This is a genomic window from Streptomyces beigongshangae, from assembly GCF_019710745.1.
Lineage (GTDB): Bacteria > Actinomycetota > Actinomycetes > Streptomycetales > Streptomycetaceae > Streptomyces > Streptomyces beigongshangae.
On record NZ_JAHKJW010000002.1, the window covers coordinates 144,421 to 160,865 of the forward strand.

The following is a 16,445-nucleotide window of genomic DNA, read 5'->3' on the forward strand; positions in this document are numbered from 1 at the left end:
ACGCGCCGGTCGGCCGCCGGCCGGAGGCTGCTGCTGGTCCGTTCCTGCGAAATACTGGCCGAGCTGCGGCAACGGCGGTCTTTGGCGGAAACTTTCAGGATCGGGAAACCGGGTCATGGGTGCTGACGTGCACGAGGGCGGTAACGAAGAGGGGCACCGGACGAGGTCCGGCGGCCCGGCGGGCGGTGTGGACCAGGAGACCGCGGGCCGGGTGACCGAGGACCGGGTGACCGAGGACCAGGAGGAGTTCCTGGCGCTGGAGCGGGAGCTGACGGTCCTCCTGCGGCGGGCCCGGGCTTCCTCCGGCGAGATGGCCCGGGAGGTCCATCCCGATTTGGAGTCCTCCGCGTACGGGCTTCTCGTGCGGCTGGAGGAACGGGGGCGGCAGCGGGCCACGGAACTCGCCGCCTACATCGGGGTGGGCAAGGCCACGATGTCGCGGCAGTTGCGGGCGCTGGAGGAGGTCGGGCTCGTCGCCCGTGAGCCGGATCCCGCGGACGGGCGGGCGTGGCTCGTCCACCTCACCCAGGAGGGGCGGGAACGGTTCCGGGTGGTCCGGGCCGCCCGCCGGGCACGCTACGTGAGCGAGCTCGCCAACTGGGAGCGGGGAGAAGTGGCCGATCTGGCCCGGTTGTTGCGCCGGCTCAACCGCGGAGTCGAACGCGGGTGAGCGTCGAGGGCTGAGGTGAATGAGGGCCGCAAGCCCCGGGCAGGATCATCCGTCGGACCCGGACCCGGACCCGGACCCGGACCCGGACCCGGACCGGGTGCGGCTGGTCGCGCCGTTCCCCGGCCCGGCGGGACGCCCCGGCGGAACGCCCCGGCTCACAGGACCACGTGGACCACCGTCGCGTCGTCGTGGGTCTTGGCGGAGCCCAGAGGGCCGGGGGAGCCCGGGGTCCTGCGGGCCGCGGCCGTCAGCTCCAGTGTGCGGACCCGGGTGATCAGGGATTCCGCCCCCTCCTTGTGGAGCAGGGCGACCAGGTCCTCCCAGGTGCCCTCCCCGAACTTCTCCACCCAGCGGGCCGCGCCGTCCGTCAGGGCGGTGAGGGTGCGCACCCCGGAGCGGGGGAGGGCGCCCGTGACGGCACGGGCGGCGACCGAGGGGTCCGCCGCGGCCGTGAAGAAGCCGCCCTCCTGGTTGCGCAGGGCCGCGTCCGTCACGGCGTGCGAGGTCAGCGCGGCGCGCGGCACACGGGAGAGGCGGTCGTCGAGGACGGGGACGACCGTGCCGGAGGGGGACCCGACGAGGAGCACCGAGTCGCAGAGGACCAGGTACTCCACGGTCTGCGGCGACCAGCGGGCCAGCGCCACCGTCGCCTGCGGCGTACGTGGGTGAGAAAGGTCACAAGTCGCCCGATGTGCGTCTGCTGTACGCGTGATGGCCAGAGCCAGGACCTCGGTGAGTGTCAGATCTCGCCGTGAAACGGACAGTTCCCCCAGTGCACCCCCGAGCCGCGCGGTGAACCAGGGGACGGAATGCAGACAGCCGTGATCGGTCGCGGGAGGTGTCACCCCGTCCAGGACGACGATCGAACCGCCCTGTCCGGAAGCGGGGAGCCCCACCGACGCGTAGTCCTCGTCGGGACGGGCGGGGTCACCGGGTACCGAGATCAGTTCCGAGCGCATCCGGCCAGTCTGCACGAGCCCTTCACAAGCTCCGCCAAAGGCTGGCAACCACCGTTGACCCGACGGGAGCAGCAGGTCAGGCGCCTGTTTTGCGGTGAATCACCGACTCCGGCGAACCGTGGGCGGCGCATCTTGCCATCGGTCGCGGTGGACGTCCAACCGACCCTCCGCGCACGGGTGTCGCATGCGCCAGGGGAACTTGCCGGGCCGCTCCCCGGCGATGTTCACTCCTTCGTGTGGCGGGTCAGGTGATGCGCGACCACTGCCCACACGCACTGGGAGGGTCGGGAGCCGTACCGGGACGACATGCGAGTTGACGGTTCGTCACCCGGGCCCATGGGGACACGATCAGGAATGCGAGCACCGGTGCAGAAAACGCGGCCTCGGCGCAAAGGCAGGCAGTCGGTCTCGGGTGGAGCCTCCGGGCCCACACCGAACTCACCGGCACCGCAGGACACCCCGGACCCCGCCGGCCGCGGTCGTCCGAAGCACGTACGCAGTCGGCTGATCATCGCCGTCGCCGTCGTGGCGGCCGCGATCGCCGGAGCGGGCGCCCCCTCCGTGATCGCCGCCTCCGGAGAGCTCAACGACTCCCAGAACCTGGTGACGTCCGCCGAGCGCACCCAGGACGCGCTGGCCCTCGCCCACTCGCTGGCCGACGAGCGCGACGAGGTCACCTCCTATCTCGCGGCCGGCCGCCCCAAGGGCGCAGGCCCCTCGGAGCGCCGCGGCGCCCGGGTGGACCGCCAGGTGGACGAGTTGCGTGCCCACGCTGTCGAGACGGACGCCCCCGCGTCCTTCCTGAAGACGCTCGACGGGATCGCCACCGTCCGCAGGACGGCGCTCGCCGGACGGAGCAGCGCGCTCGAAGCGCATCAGGCGTACTCGGCCGTCCTCGCCGAACTCCACACCCTCGCCGAGGAACTGGCGGAGGACCTCCCGCCCCGCGCGGGCTCCGGCGCGCACGCCCTCGCCGACCTCGACACCGCCGTCCAGCAGGCCGCCTCGACCCGCGGTCTGCTCCTCGCGGCGCTGAACGTGCCCACCAGCACCCAGACCACCACCGACCCGATCACCGGCCTGCCCACGACGACCACCACGTCGTCGGCCGCCGCGACCAAGCAGCGCGACGCGCTCACCGCCGCGGCCCAGCAGGCGCACGTCCGCGAGCAGGCCGCCCTGGCCGACTTCACCGCCACGGCGCCCAAGGCGGACCGCGCCTCGTACGAGTCCACGGTCAACGGGCCCGACGTCACCTCCGCCGAGAAGTACCTCGCGAGCCTGGCAGACGGGCCCGCCCTCTCCGACTCCGAACTGGCCACCGACACCAAGAAGCTGGACGCGGCGCTCTCCGCCCGCGTCGAGCTGATGCGCGGAGTCGAGGCGTCGCTCAACACCCGGCGTGCCGCGGACCTGGCCCGGATGCGCGACGACGACGTCACCGCGCTGGAGATCCGCTTCGCGGTGCTGGGCGCGCTGATGCTGCTCGCCGTCGGTGTCTCCACGGGCATGGCCCGCTCGCTCACACGACCGCTGTCCGTCCTGCGCCGCGGCTCCGCCCGTCTCGCCGCCGAGCCCGGCACCGGGGAGCCGGTGAAGTTCACCGGACGCAACGACGAGTTCGCCCAGGTCGTGCGGTCCGTCAACACCCTCCACGCGCACGCCGTCGCCCTCAACGAGCGCCTGGCCACGCTGGAGGGCGACCGCAAGCACCTCATCGGCCAGCGCCAGAAGATGGCGGACGAACGGGACACGTTCCGCACGGAACTCTCCGAGGCGACCGCCCGGCTGGAACAGGTCCGGTCCAGCATCCACGGCACCTTCGTCAGCCTGGCCCTGCGCACCCTGGGCCTGGTCGAGCGGCAGCTCGCGGTCATCGAAGGCATGGAGGAGCGCGAACAGGACCCCGAGCGCCTCGCCACCCTCTTCCGGCTCGACCACTTCGCCACCGTCATGCGCCGGCACAGCGAGAACCTGCTGGTCCTCGCGGGCGCGGAGCACGGCCACCAGCACCCCGGGCCGGTCCCGCTCGTCGACGTCGTCCGCGCGGCCGTCAGCGAGGTGGAGCGGTACGAGCGGATCCGTATCTCCGCACTGCCGCCGCACGCGCACCTCGCCGGGTTCGCGGCGGACGACATCAGCCACCTGGTGGCCGAACTCCTGGAGAACGCCTCCTCCTTCTCACCGCCCGACGTCCCCGTCGAGGTCTCCGGCTGGCTCCTGGAGAGCGGCGAGGTCATGCTCTCCGTCCAGGACGAGGGCATCGGCATGACCGGCGAGCGGCTCGAACGGCTCAACACCCGCCTCGCGTCCTTCGACCCGCAGGACGCGTACGACGAGGAGGGCGGCGACGGTCTCGGGCTCGGCCTGTACGTGGTGGCCCGGCTCGCCCACCGGCACGGTGTACGGGTGCAGCTGCGCGAGCAGAAGCAGGGCGGGGTCACGGCCGTCGTGGTCCTGCCCAAGACCCTGCTCGCCGCCGGGCCCGCGGAAGCGGTCCCCCCGCCGGCCACCGCCCGCACGGCCGGACCCGTGACCGCGACGTCCCTCCCGGGAGCGGACGCGGAGGTCAACTCCAATGTCCTGCACGGCCGTCAGGGCCGGGACCCGCTGATCGCCGCGGCGGAGGACAGCCTGCGCGAGGCCGGCGAAGCTGACGGGGCCGACGGGGCTGACAGAACGGATGAGGCCGACGGTGCCGATGAGGCGGCCGAGGTCGGTGAGAGCCGCGAGGTCGGCGGAGCCGGCGAGGAGTCCGCTGCCGGTACCGAGTCCGCGGAGCCGTCCGAGTCCGCGGAGCCGTCCGGGTCCGCCGAGCCCGCCGAACCGGGCGCCCCCTCCGGCAGCCCCGGCCCCGGCTCCGGCCCCGAGACGACCATGGTCCTCATGGCTCCGGTGCCTCCGGCGGACGAGCCTGCCGAAGCCGCCCCGCCTGCCGAACCCGCCCTCCCCTCGGACCCCCCGCCGGCCCGGATCCCGGCTCAGGCCACCACGGGCCACGAGAGCACCGATCACAAGGGCACCGATCACAAGGGCACCGGCCACAAGGGCACCGGTCACCGCGCCACCGACCCGTACGCCATAGGCCCCGACACCCACGAACGCGTTCCCGACGCGTCACCGCGGGTGCAGGAGCTGCCGGAGCCGACGGAGCCGCCTGAGCGGGTCACCGACAAGGGGTTGCCCAAGCGCACCCCGAAGATCTCCGCACCCGCGCAGGCCGCCGGTCCGCGCAGGACATCCGTCGACGCCGAGGCACTGCGACGCCGTCTCGGCGGATTCCACCGGGGGGCCAGCGAAGGTCGCCGCGATGTCGAGACGGAGATCGCCGAACAGACGTCGGAGCTGCAGACGCCCGCCGCACATGCCGTAGAACCCAAGGGGGACACCGTCGAGGAGGCAAGCAGTTGACCGCGCCCAGTACTTTCGGACTGAGCCATGAAGCCCGCAACCTGCACTGGCTGCTGACGAACCTCGTCGAGGAGGTACCGGGCCTCCTGTCGGTCGCGGTGGTCTCCTCCGACGGCCTGCTGCTGCTCTCCTCCGACCCCGGGAGGAACGCGCAGGCACGGCAGGGCGACGGGAGACCCTCGGGTCCCCGGGGCTCCGCGGCGGACCTGGCCACCATCGTCTCCGGCATCGGCAGCCTCGCCATCGGCGCCGCCAAGCTGATGGACGGCGGCGCCGTCAAGCAGACCATGGTCGCGATGGAGGAGGGCGGGCTCTTCGTCATGTCGATCAGCGACGGCTCGCTGCTCGGTGTGCACGGCTCCCCGGACTGCGACATGAGCGTCGTGGCGTACCACATGGCGCTCTTCGTGGGCCGTGCGGGACACGTGCTGACTCCCGAGCTCCGCAACGAGCTGCGCCGGTCGCTCGCCGACACGACGACGGGGACGGCCAAGTGAGCGACGCGAGCGACGCGAGCGGCACACCGGGCATCTCCGGCGCCTCCGGCAGGCCCGGCACCTCCACCGAGCTCGGCACCTCGACCAGGCCCGGCGCGTCCAGGCTCCCGGTCCGCGGCGCCGACCTCCCCCACGCCCGGCTTCGCTCGCGCGGGGGGACTCGCGTTCCCGCCCGCGTACGCCCCTACTCCCTCACCGGCGGCCGTACGCGCTCCGGGCACGTGCTGCTCGTCGAGACGTTCGTGGCGGCGCTGGAGGCTCCGGAGGAGCGCCGGGAACTGGAGAACGGTTCGCTCTCCACCCGGGGGATGCCGGAGATGAGGGCCATCGTCGAACTCTGTCGCCGGATGCGTACGGTGGCCGAGATCGCGGCCCTCCTGAAGATGCCGCTCGGCGTGGTCCGGGTGCTCCTCAGCGACCTGGCGGACCAGGGCAAGATCCGTGTGTACGGAACAGGTCACGGTCCGGGACAGCCGGACCGCGCTCTGCTGGAAAGGGTGCTGAGTGGACTCCGTCGTCTCTGACGTCTCCCGCGTCTCGGATGTCTCCCGATCGTCCGGTCTCCTCGAGATACCGGAGCCCGAGGAGGAGTTGAAGGCCTGGCAGAAGGACCGCACGCGCGCTCCGATCGCCACGAAGATAGTGGTGGCGGGCGGCTTCGGGGTGGGCAAGACCACCCTCGTGACCGCCGCCTCCGAAATCACGCCCCTCCAGACGGAGGCGCTGATGACGCGGGCGAGCGAGGGCACCGACGACCTCAGCTCGACCCCGGAGAAGGCCACCACCACCGTGGCCATGGACTTCGGCCGCATCACGCTCGACGACGACCTGGTGCTGTACCTGTTCGGCACGCCCGGCCAGCAGCGGTTCTGGTTCATGTGGGACGACCTGGTGCGCGGGGCGATAGGCGCCGTGGTCCTCGCCGACACCCGGCGCCTCAAGGACTGCTTCCCGGCACTGGACTACTTCGAGAGCTGCGGGCTGCCCTACGTCGTCGCCGTCAACCACTTCGACGGCAGCGAGCGGTTCGAGCCGGACGACGTGCGGGAGGCCCTCACGATCCACCGGGACATACCTGTCATGGTCATGGACGCGCGCCACCGGTTCTCGGTGATCGAGACCCTGCTGGCGCTGGTGAGGCACGCGCTCGACGTCAGCCCCGAGTGAGGTGACGTCGGTTCCGGGCGAGGCGACACGGTACGGCCCGGCGCCGGCCCGGCCAAGGCGTGCGCGGAGCAGGACCAGTAAGGGCCGGCAGGGGCCAGTAAGGACCAGTAGGGACCAGTAAGGACCAGCATGCGGAAGATACTCGTGGTCGGAGCCGGCCAGGCCGGACTTCAGCTCGCCCTCGGACTCCAGTCGCACGGGTACGAGGTCACCCTGATGTCCAACCGGACGGCGGACGAGATCCGGACCGGCCGCGTCATGTCCACGCAGTGCATGTTCCACACGGCGCTGCAGCACGAGCGCGATCTCCGGTTGAACTTCTGGGAGTCCCAGGCCCCGAGGATCGAAGGACTCGGCGCCTCCGTCGCGGCCCCCGGCTCCTTCGACCCGGGCCCCGCGCAGCGCGCCGTCGACTGGGTGGGCAGGCTCGACGGGTACGCGCAGTCGGTCGACCAGCGCGTGAAGATGTCCGGCTGGATGGAGACGTTCGCGCAGCGGGGCGGCCGGCTCGTCATCCACGGTGCCGCGGTCTCCGACCTCTCCTACTTCGCCCGTACGTACGACCTGGTCCTCGTCGCGGCGGGCAAGGGCGAGCTGGTGTCGATGTTCGACCGCGACGCCTCGCGCTCCCCGTACGCGCAGCCGCAGCGCGCGCTGGCCGTCGCGTACGTCCACGGTCTCGGCCCGCGTCCCGAGCACCCGGAGTTCGACGCGGTCCGCTGCAACCTCGTCCCGGGCGTCGGCGAGCTGTTCGTCATGCCGACGTTCACGCTCTCCGGGCGGGCGGACATCCTCTTCTGGGAGGGCGTACCCGGCGGTCCGCTGGATGCCTTCCAAAAGGTCAAGGACCCGGCCGAACACCTCTCCCTGACCCTGGGACTCATGGAACGGTTCACGCCGTGGGAGTACGCCAGGGCCACGAAGGTCGAACTCACCGACGCGGGCGCCACGCTGACCGGGCGCTACGCGCCGACCGTCCGCAACCCGGTCGGCCGGCTGCCCGGCGGCGGCCTGGTCCTCGGCGTCGCCGACGTGGTCGTGGCGAACGACCCGGTCACCGGCCAGGGCGCCAACTCCGCGTCGAAGTGCGCGGCCTCCTACCTCGACTCGATCCTCGGCCACGGGGACGCCGAGTTCGACGAGACCTGGATGCGGAACACGTTCGAACGCTACTGGGAGACGGCCCGGCACGCCACGAAGTGGACGAACGCGATGCTCGGCCCGCCGCCGGAGCACGTCCTGAACCTGATCGGCGCGGCAGGACGGCTCCAGCCGGCGGCCGACCGCTTCGCGAACGGCTTCAACGACCCGTCGGACTTCGAGAACTTCTTCTACGAACCGGAGAGGACGGAGGCGTACCTGGCCTCGATCGCCGGGGCCTGACGACCGGACGCTCCCCGCCGTCCGTACGTCCTCCGCACGCCGTCCGTACTGCCGGGGTCGGTGAAGGCGCTGTGCGCGCGGTGGAGGCCGCGGCGTCTTCCGCGAGGCGGGCGGACGGCATACGGGGCCTCCGATGACGTCGGACGCTGGGCGGTGGGCGGTGCGATCACCGTGTAAAAAGTGCTCAGCCGCCCGGGGGCCCAGGCGTCCCGCGCTCCCGGCGTCTGGCGGAGGCGCTCGTGAAGGGCGGGGCTAGGGGGTGTCGTTGCCCTCGTCCGAGCCGGCCCTCGCGTCCTTCGGGAGCTTCGGGGGTGTGTACCGGCGCAGGGAGGCCGCGGAGGGATCCGGGCGGACCGCGCCCAGTACGGGGTTGGCCGCCACCGGGGAGACCTTGATCCTCGTGTGCGGCCGGGGGGCCTGGACGACCAGGCCGTCGCCCAGGTAGATCGCCACATGGGTGGCCTTGGGGAAGTAGACGACCAGGTCACCCGGGCGCAGGTCGGTCAGGGCGATCCTGGGGAGCTCGGACCACTGTTCCTGGCTGGTGCGGGGGATGGGGTGGCCCGCGGTGCCCCACGCCTGTGAGGTGAGGCCCGAGCAGTCGTACGCGTCCGGGCCCTCGGCGCCCCACTCGTACGGCTTGCCGATCTGTTCCACGGCGTGGCGCAGGGCCCTCTCGCCCTTCCTGCTGGGTCGGCGCGTGCTGCTGAGCGCGCCCGACGCCACCAGCTCGTCCTGCGCCTCGGCCACCCCGGACCTCTCCAGCTCGGCCACCCGTGAGAGCTGCTCCTCGGTCAGGGAGGCGAGCAGCTCCTCGACGTCCTCCAGCCGCTCCCGTACCAGGTCGCGGTCCTTCTTCTGCCGTTCGGCGAGGGCGAGCTGCCCGTCGAGGGCGGTACGGGCCCGGCGCGCCAGCCCCGCGGCCCTCCGCTCGCCGACCGCCAGACGCTCCACCGTGCCGGCCCGTTCCCGCGAGACCCGCCGGATCACATGGCCCTGGTCGAGCGCGTGCTGCGGATCGCGGGCGAACAGCAGCCGTAGGTAGGGGGAGATCTCGCTCGCGCCCTGGTACTGCTGCCGGGCCAGGCGTCCCGCGGCGCCGCGGCTGTCGCGCAGCGAGAGCCGGGCCGCAGCGAGCCGGCCGTTCAGGCGCGCGACCTCGGCCTTGCGCCGGTTCAGCTTCTCCTCGGTCGCGTTGTACGTCTCGGTCGCCTCCTCGGTCTCCCGGTACAGCCGCTGGAGACCGGTCAGCAGCTCGGCCACGGACCGCTCGTCCGGCGCGGGCACGGCGGGCACGGCGGGTGCGGCGGCGGCCGGCGGGAGCGCGGACACGAGGACGGCGCCGACCGTACCGACCGCGCCGACCGCGAGCGCGGTTGCGCGGACCAGGCGCGGAAGCCTTCCTGACACGTCATCACCTCCGGTGCGGGGCGGCACCTCCGCCTCTCCGCACCGTGAGCATCGGGCGCCCGGACCGGCCGCGCGCGCCGGCCGTGGGCGGTCCGGCCCAACGGGATCACCCGCGGGTGTCCTCCGGCCCGCCGTCCGGCGTGGCGCCTGGCACCGGCCCCTTCCCAGGGTCTTGCGCGGCGTCTTGCGCGAAGTCCCGCACGGAGCCCTGTACCGGATCCCGCACCGGATCCCGCACGGGGTCCGGCTTCGACCACGGCCACCTGAGCCTGCCGGCCCGGCCTGTGGGGTCGTACTCGTACTTCCACCCCTGGTGCAGACCGAGCCTCTCCGCGCCCGCGTCCGCCGGTACGCGGCGGTAGACGAGCACCGTGGGCGGGCCGCCCGCCCCGTCCGGCACCGGGACCCGGTACACCTTCGGGGGGTGCCCGGTCGGGCCGAGCAGGACCGGCAGCACGCGGCCGTCCAGCGGGCCGCCCTCGAAAGGGGTGTCTTCGCTCTTCACCGCGTCAGTGTCTCAGTGCCGCGGCCCTGGTACAGCAGACGGTGAGGACGACGGCCCGGCGCGCCTCACAGCAGGTGCGCCGCGTCGCTCACCACGGGCAGCACCCGGCGGGCCAGCGAGCCCATCGGCCCGTCCGCGGACTCCAGTGCCACCGCCGCCCGTACGACCCCCGCGGCCTGCGGGTCCCGCGCGGCGGTCGCCACGAGGCACGCCACGAACTGGTCGACCAGCCAGTCGCGCAACTCGTCCAGCGCGGGCTCCTTCCCCTCGTCCAGCCAGATCAGTGAGGCCGCCTCGACGGCCGTGATCCACATCCGGACGGTCATCCGCAGCCGGGGACTCGGCTCCGCGACACCCAGGTGGCTCAGGATGTGCCCGGCGGCGGCCCGGCGCACACCGTCCACGATGGCGCTCGTCCTCGACGTCCCGACCACGCCGCCGCCCTGGAGCAGGGCGCTGAAACCGGCGTCGTGCTGGTCCACGAAGGCGAGGTAGCGGTCCAGGGCGTTGGAGAGGCGGCGGGTGAGGGGGCCGTCCGGCGGCTCGGCGAAGCAGTGCTCCAGCTCCTCCGCGGCCGAGCGCAGGGCCGCCTCGTACAACTGCTGCTTGCCGCCCGGGAAGTAGCGGTACACCAGCGGGCGGGAGACGCCCGCCGTCTCCGCCACGTCGTCCAGGGAGACGTCGTCCGGTGCCCGTACGGCGAACAGCGACAGCGCGGCGTCGAGGAGCTGACCGCGTCGCTCCTCGACGCTGAGGCGTCGGTACGCGCGGGCGGGGGCGGGCGAGGTCATGGTTCGCAGCGTAACCCGCCGGGGGGCGGAGGGAGAGGGCGGCGGGGGAGTGGGGGCCGGTGTCCCCGAAGGGCGGAGGCGATGCCCCGTACCCCTTGCCCTTCAGGGCTCCCCCCTCCCCGGAAGCCGGTCGGCTCAGGCCAGCAGGCCCGACGACTTCCAGAGGCGGCGGCCCGCGCCCCGCAGGACGCCTATGTCGTCCAGGAAGTCCGTCAGGCGCTTGGAGCCCGTCTGCATGACCTCCCTGCGGTGGCCGCTCGCCTTCACCTGGGCCAGGGCCTCGCGCCGGTCGAGGCCGATGTTCGTGTAGACCTCGGGGTTCACGAAGGCGACCGAGAAGACGCGGGCGAACTCACCGGAGGTGATCCGGGTGAACTCCTGCGACCAGCGGGGCGCGGTCACCATCTGGCGGCGGAGTTCCTCCCGCGCGTACCGCACGTGCCGGGCCTCCTCCACCACGTGGATCCGCGTCACGCCCCGGACCAGGGTCTGCACCCGCTCGTCCGGGAACGTCAGCCGCTGCATCCAGTCGAGCACCTCCTCGCCCAGCAGCGTGGCGGTGAACGAACCGGGCGTCGTGGACACCGTCTTGAAGAAGCGGCCGAGGTTCTGGTGCGCCCGGCTCACCGGGTAGTGCGGTGTCCCGCTCCGGCTGATCAGCCGGGCGAACATCTTCGAGTGCCGGCACTCGTCCTCGATCTCGGTCAGCGCATAGCGCACGTGCGCGCTCGTCGCCGGCTTGTCGTAGATGTGCCGCACCAGCAGCTGCATCAGGATGATCTCGAACCAGATGCCCAGCGAGGCCAGCGCCGCGGCCTCGTGCCGGGAGAGCAGGATCCGCTGCTCCTCGCTCATCCGCTTCCACATCGGGGTGCCGTAGAGCGACACCAGCTCCGGCGGCCAGAACCACTTTCCCTCCTCGAAGGGCGCGTCCCAGTCCAGCTCCTCGTCCGGGTCGAAGGAGTGCTTCGCGGAGGAGTCGAGCAGCCGCTCGGCCACCTGCTCCCGGTCCTTGAGCAGGCCGAGTGCGTCGCGCAGACCCTCGATGGCACTGTCCTCCGTCATGGTCGTCATGGCTGTGCCCACCTTGTCGTACCTCGTCGTACCGAAAGCGATCGGGATTGGTTGGGATCGGTTGGGATCGGTTGGGAGCGGTCGATGAATGAGCGGCAAGTGATCGGAGTTACCGCCGGTCACATCTTATGAGACTGCTTGTCAGCAAGCTCGTCAATCCCTTCCGCGCAACTTGTTGACCCTCCGGTCGACACGTGTGAGCCTGCGAGACATGCCGACCTACGACCTGTACGCCACGGACCCCGGAGCTCCCCTCTGGCAGGTGCCCGCGACCGGCGCGGCACGGTTCAGCTGGGAGTACGACGAAGGGCGCGACCGTCTGCTGGCCCTGTACCAGAAGGGCAAGGACAAGCAGTGGGACGGCCAGAAGCGGATCGAATGGGACCTGGAGGTGGACCCCTACGATCCGCTGGGCACCCCCGACGAGACGATCGCGCTCCACGGAACCCCTTACTGGGCGAAGATGAACGACCGTGACAAGGGGGAACTGCGTCGGCACGTGGCCTCGTGGCAGTTCAGCCAGTTCCTCCACGGCGAGCAGGGCGCCATGGTGTGCGCGGCCCGCATCGTGGAGTCCGTGCCCGACCTGGACGCCAAGCTCTACTCGGCGACCCAGACGATGGACGAGGCGCGCCACGCGGAGATCTACACCCGCTTCCTCCACGAGAAGATCGGGATGCTCTACCCGGTCAACGGCGACCTCCAGGTGCTCCTCGGCGACACCCTGCGCGACTCGCGCTGGGACATGCCCTACCTCGGCATGCAGGTCCTCATCGAAGGGCTGGCGCTCGCCGCGTTCGGCCTGCTCAGGGACGCCACGGACAAGCCGCTGCCGAAGCAGATCCTCGCCTACGTGATGCAGGACGAGGCCCGCCACGTGGCCTTCGGCCGCATGGCGCTGCGCGACTACTACAAGCAGCTCTCCGACGCCGAACGGCGCGAGCGCGAGGACTTCGTCATCGAGGGCTGCTACCTGATGCGGGACCGCCTGCGCGGTGTCGAGGTCCTGGAGAACTTCGGCGTCCCGAAGGCGGAGGCCGAGGAGTACAGCGAGCGGTCCGAGTTCCTGGCGATCTTCCGGCAGCTGCTGTTCTCCCGGATCGTCCCCTGCGTCAAGGACATCGGCCTGTGGGGCAAGCGCCTCCAGCAGGCATACGTCGACATGGGCGTCTTCGACATGGGCAACACCAACCTCGACCTCCTCATGGCCCAGGACGAGGAACTCGCCGAGAGGCTCGACGCGGAACGCTTCGCGGCGGAGGAGCGGGCGCGGGTCGCGGAGGTGGCCGACGCGATCAAGACCGGAGCCGAGTCCTAGACCCGGGCGTCGGAGCCGGGTCCCGGGCCCGGACGCTCCGGCCCGGAGGGCGTCGGAAGTCTTCCCGCTCAGCGGTCGAGCACGGCCTTCATCACGGCCCGGGCGACCGGCGCCGCGTCCCCGCCGCCGCTGATGTCGCCCCGGTCGGCCGCCGCGTGCTCGATGACGACCGCGACGGCCACCGCCGGTTCCATGGCGCCCTCGGCCTGTGCCCAGGCGACGAACCAGGCGTACGGCGTACCGGAGTTGTGGATGCCGTGCTGGGCCGTGCCGGACTTGCCGCCGACCGTGGCGCCGGGGATGGCGGCGTTCGTACCGGTGCCCCTCTCCACGACGTCCCTCATCAGTTCGCGCAGCCGTACGGCCGTACCGGGGTTCATGGCCTGGCGCAGGGTGCGCTGCCCGGTGGCGAGGACCGTGTCCCCGTCGGCCGTGGTCATCCGCTCCACCAGGTGCGGCGTACGCACCGAACCGCCGTTCGCGACGGCCGCGGCGACCATCGCCATCTGCAGGGGGGTGGCCCGCGTGTTGTACTGGCCGATGGAGGAGAGCGCGAGCTGGGCCTTGTCCGTCCGGGCGTCGAAGGTGCTGGGCGAGACTGCGAACGGGATCCGCAACGTCGCGTCGTTGAACCCGAACCCGGCCGCCGTGGCGCGCATCCGGGCCGGGCCCACGTCCACGCCGAGCCCGGCGAAGACCGTGTTGCACGACCACTGGAAGGCGTAGCGCAGCGACGCGTCCTCGCACCCCCCGACCTCGTTCGTCAGACTCGTCGAACTGCCCGGCAGCCGGTACGGGTCCGGGGAGCCGGTCGGCTCGTCCACGTCGCGCACCACGCCCGAGTCCAGGGCCGCCGCGGCGGTGACCACCTTGAAGGTCGAGCCCGGCGGATACGTCTGCCGCACCGCCCGGTTGAGCATCGGCCGGTCCGCCGCGCCGTTCAGCCGCGCCCACGCCCGGGCCACGGACGGGCCGGTGCCGGAGAGCTCCCCGGGGTCGTAGGAGGGGGTGGAGACCAGGGCCAGGACGCGACCGGTGGACGGTTCCAGCGCGGCCACCGCGCCGCGCCGCGCGCCGAGCCCGGAGTACGCCGCCCGCTGCGCCTTCGCGTGGAGGGTGGTCTCCACGTTGCCGCCGGGGTCACGGGCCCGGATGAAGTCGTTCCACAGGGGGAGCAGCGGGAACGGCGAGAGCAACGGGTCGGTGCCCGCCAGCACGCCGTCGGCCGCCTCCTCCAGGAAGGCCGTTCCGTACATCTGCGAGGCGAAGCCGGTCACGGGCGCGTACAACGGGCCGTTCCGGTAGCTCCGTTCGTAGCGGAGCCGCCCCCCGGAGTCCCGGGAGCCGGTGACCGCCCCGCCGCCCACGAGGATGTCACCGCGCGGCTGCCCGTAGCGCGCGATCGCGGAACGGCGGTTGGCCGGATTCCCGTCGTACGTACCGGCCCGGACGACCTGGACGCGCGCGGCGTTCACCAGCAGGGCGAGCAGCAGCAGCGCGCAGAAGGCGGCGGAGTGCCGGATGTACCGGGTCATGGGGCGTCCGTTGCCGGTCATGGCGCGGCCTCCTCGCCGTGCCGTTCCCCGCGCGGTTCTCCGTACGGTTCCCCGCGCGGTCTTCCGTGCCGGCCGCGGTGCCGGTCCCCGGCGCGGCCGCGGTGCTGATCGGGACGCCGTTCCTCCTGCTGCTCGCGGGGCCGGTCCCCGCGCTGTCCGCCGTGCAGCTCGCGGTGCTGTTCCCCGAGCTGTCCGCCGCGCCGTCCGCCGTCCTGCCCGCCGTCCTGCCTGCCGTCCTGTCCGTCGTCCGGCTTCTCGTGCGGTTCCTCCTCGGCACGGCGGCGTGCCGAGTCGCTGAGGCGGATCAGCAGCGCCACGATGATCCAGTTGGTCACGACCGACGAGCCGCCCTGCGCGAGGAACGGCATGGCCATCCCGGTGAGCGGGATCAGTCCCGTCACCCCGCCCGCGATGACGAAGACCTGGAGCGCGACGATGGAGGCGAGTCCGACCGCGAGCAGCCGGCCGAAGGGGTCGCGTACGGAGAGCCCCGCCCGGATGCCGCGCTCGACCAGCAGCCCGTACAGGAGGAAGATCGCGGAGAGCCCGGCCAGCCCCAGTTCCTCGCCCGCGGTGGCCAGGATGAAGTCCGACTTGACGGCGAAGCCGATGAGGACCGAGTGGCCCAGGCCGAGCCCCGTGCCGAGGAACCCGCCGGCGGCGAAGGCGAAGAGGGACTGGGCGAGCTGGTTCGGCCCCCGGCCCGCCTCGATCGAGGCGAACGGGTGCAGCCAGTCCTCCACCCTGCTGTGCACGTGCGGTTCCAGCCAGCCGACCGCGAAGGCCCCGCAGGCCGCCAGCAGCAGCCCCACCGCGATCCAGCCGGTACGGCCCGTGGCGACGTACAGCAGGATCACGAAGAGGCCGAAGAAGAGCAGGGAGGTGCCGAGGTCCCGCTCCAGCACCAGTACGCCGACGCTCAGCAGCCAGACCGTGAGGATCGGGCCGAGCACCCGCCCGGTGGGCAGCTGCAGCAGCCAGAGACGCCGGCCCGTGTACGCCAGGGCGGTGCGGTTCGCGGCGAGGTAGCCGGCGAAGAACAGCGCGAGCATGACCTTCGCGAACTCGCCGGGCTGGATGGAGAATCCGGCCACCCTGATCCAGATCCGGGCGCCGTTCACCGAGGGGAAGAAGATCGGCAGGACGAGGAGGGCGAGCGCGGCGACGACGGAGACGTACGTGTAGCGCTGGAGCACCCGGTGGTCGCGCAGGAGCATCACCACCGCGATGAACAGGCCGACGCCCAGCGTCGACCAGACGAGTTGGGTGGGGGCCGCCCGGTCGGCCGGGGTCTCCAGGTCGAGCCGGTGGATCAGGACCAGGCCCAGGCCGTTGAGCAGGACGGCGATCGGCAGCAGCAGCGGATCGGCGCAGGGGGCGCGCAGGCGTACCGCGAGGTGCGCGAGGAGCGCGAGCGCGCCCAGCCCGGCGCCGTGGCCGACGGCGCCGGGCGGGACGGATCCGGTCCTGGCGAGGCCGACGTCGCAGTAGCCGTACAGGGAGAGCAGGACGGCCACGACGACGAGGGCGAACTCGATGCCACGGCGCCGGGGGAGGCGTACAACGGGAGCGGGCGGATCCGCCTGCGCTGTTGTCGTTCCGGGCGAGGGCATGACCGGAAGTTAGCAAGCGGTTGGCCCGATGTCCTGTTATATCGGGATGGTTGGGCTGTTCCGGTGCTTGATGTTTGCCGGGTGAGGGTCT

General features: G+C 72.2%; 13 protein-coding genes and 1 pseudogene. 7 read left to right on the forward strand and 7 right to left on the reverse strand.

Translation table 11 applies throughout. The features are described from left to right. Positions 1-127: 127 nt before the first annotated feature. Entirely contained in the window at positions 128-670 is a 543-nt protein-coding gene (locus KM933_RS02000) for a MarR family winged helix-turn-helix transcriptional regulator (RefSeq protein ID WP_221348115.1), read from the forward strand. A gap of 155 nt (positions 671-825) precedes the next feature. Here the strand turns inward: KM933_RS02000 and KM933_RS02005 are convergent, their stop codons facing one another. Further along, a complete protein-coding gene (locus tag KM933_RS02005; protein ID WP_221348005.1) occupies positions 826-1,629 on the reverse strand; it encodes a protein phosphatase 2C domain-containing protein in 804 nt (267 codons plus the stop codon). A gap of 354 nt (positions 1,630-1,983) precedes the next feature. Here KM933_RS02005 and KM933_RS02010 point away from each other — a divergent pair, with 354 nt between their 5' ends. The 5 genes from KM933_RS02010 to KM933_RS02030 all read left to right on the forward strand — a co-directional run bounded on the left by KM933_RS02010 (position 1,984) and on the right by KM933_RS02030 (position 8,087). Further along, on the forward strand, positions 1,984-5,040 hold the full coding sequence (locus KM933_RS02010) for a sensor histidine kinase (RefSeq protein WP_221348006.1): 3,057 nt from the start codon (positions 1,984-1,986) through the stop codon (positions 5,038-5,040). Beyond that, complete coding sequence (locus KM933_RS02015) at positions 5,037-5,537, forward strand: roadblock/LC7 domain-containing protein (RefSeq protein ID WP_221348007.1); 501 nt, start codon at positions 5,037-5,039, stop codon at positions 5,535-5,537. The genes KM933_RS02010 and KM933_RS02015 overlap by 4 nt, the downstream gene beginning before the upstream one ends. A 32-nt stretch (positions 5,538-5,569) precedes the next feature. Then, entirely contained in the window at positions 5,570-6,061 is a 492-nt protein-coding gene (locus tag KM933_RS02020) for a DUF742 domain-containing protein (RefSeq protein WP_221348116.1), read from the forward strand. Then, positions 6,042-6,704, forward strand: a complete 663-nt coding sequence (locus tag KM933_RS02025; RefSeq protein ID WP_221348008.1) for a GTP-binding protein — start codon at positions 6,042-6,044, stop codon at positions 6,702-6,704. The genes KM933_RS02020 and KM933_RS02025 overlap by 20 nt, the downstream gene beginning before the upstream one ends. A gap of 129 nt (positions 6,705-6,833) precedes the next feature. Continuing rightward, positions 6,834-8,087, forward strand: a complete 1,254-nt coding sequence (locus KM933_RS02030; RefSeq protein ID WP_221348009.1) for a styrene monooxygenase/indole monooxygenase family protein — start codon at positions 6,834-6,836, stop codon at positions 8,085-8,087. Between the two features lie 252 nt (positions 8,088-8,339). Here KM933_RS02030 and KM933_RS02035 read toward each other — a convergent pair whose 3' ends face one another. From KM933_RS02035 to KM933_RS02050, 4 genes are all read right to left on the reverse strand, one after another. Beyond that, the gene (locus KM933_RS02035; protein WP_221348010.1) at positions 8,340-9,497 is read right to left on the reverse strand and encodes a C40 family peptidase; all 1,158 of its coding nucleotides are present in this window, start codon (positions 9,495-9,497) and stop codon (positions 8,340-8,342) included. Between the two features lie 106 nt (positions 9,498-9,603). Next, positions 9,604-10,002 (reverse strand): hypothetical protein, encoded by a 399-nt coding sequence (locus KM933_RS38930; RefSeq protein WP_308013218.1) that lies wholly within the window; start codon positions 10,000-10,002, stop codon positions 9,604-9,606. 65 nt (positions 10,003-10,067) lie between these two features. Further along, the gene (locus tag KM933_RS02045) at positions 10,068-10,793 is read right to left on the reverse strand and encodes a TetR/AcrR family transcriptional regulator (RefSeq protein ID WP_221348011.1); all 726 of its coding nucleotides are present in this window, start codon (positions 10,791-10,793) and stop codon (positions 10,068-10,070) included. A 135-nt stretch (positions 10,794-10,928) separates the two neighbouring features. After that, positions 10,929-11,867: an AurF N-oxygenase family protein gene (locus KM933_RS02050; RefSeq protein WP_221348012.1), complete on the reverse strand. Its 939-nt coding sequence runs from the start codon at positions 11,865-11,867 to the stop codon at positions 10,929-10,931. 211 nt (positions 11,868-12,078) lie between these two features. Here KM933_RS02050 and KM933_RS02055 point away from each other — a divergent pair, with 211 nt between their 5' ends. Then, the gene (locus KM933_RS02055; RefSeq protein ID WP_221348013.1) at positions 12,079-13,185 is read left to right on the forward strand and encodes a ferritin-like domain-containing protein; all 1,107 of its coding nucleotides are present in this window, start codon (positions 12,079-12,081) and stop codon (positions 13,183-13,185) included. Between the two features lie 68 nt (positions 13,186-13,253). On the opposite strand, the gene KM933_RS02060 is transcribed toward KM933_RS02055, so the two are convergent. Further along, positions 13,254-14,720 (reverse strand): penicillin-binding transpeptidase domain-containing protein, encoded by a 1,467-nt coding sequence (locus tag KM933_RS02060; protein WP_221348117.1) that lies wholly within the window; start codon positions 14,718-14,720, stop codon positions 13,254-13,256. Positions 14,721-15,004: 284 nt separating this feature from the next. Continuing rightward, positions 15,005-16,354: pseudogene (locus tag KM933_RS02065) on the reverse strand (FtsW/RodA/SpoVE family cell cycle protein); the annotation flags it as partial. Positions 16,355-16,445 lie beyond the last annotated feature (91 nt).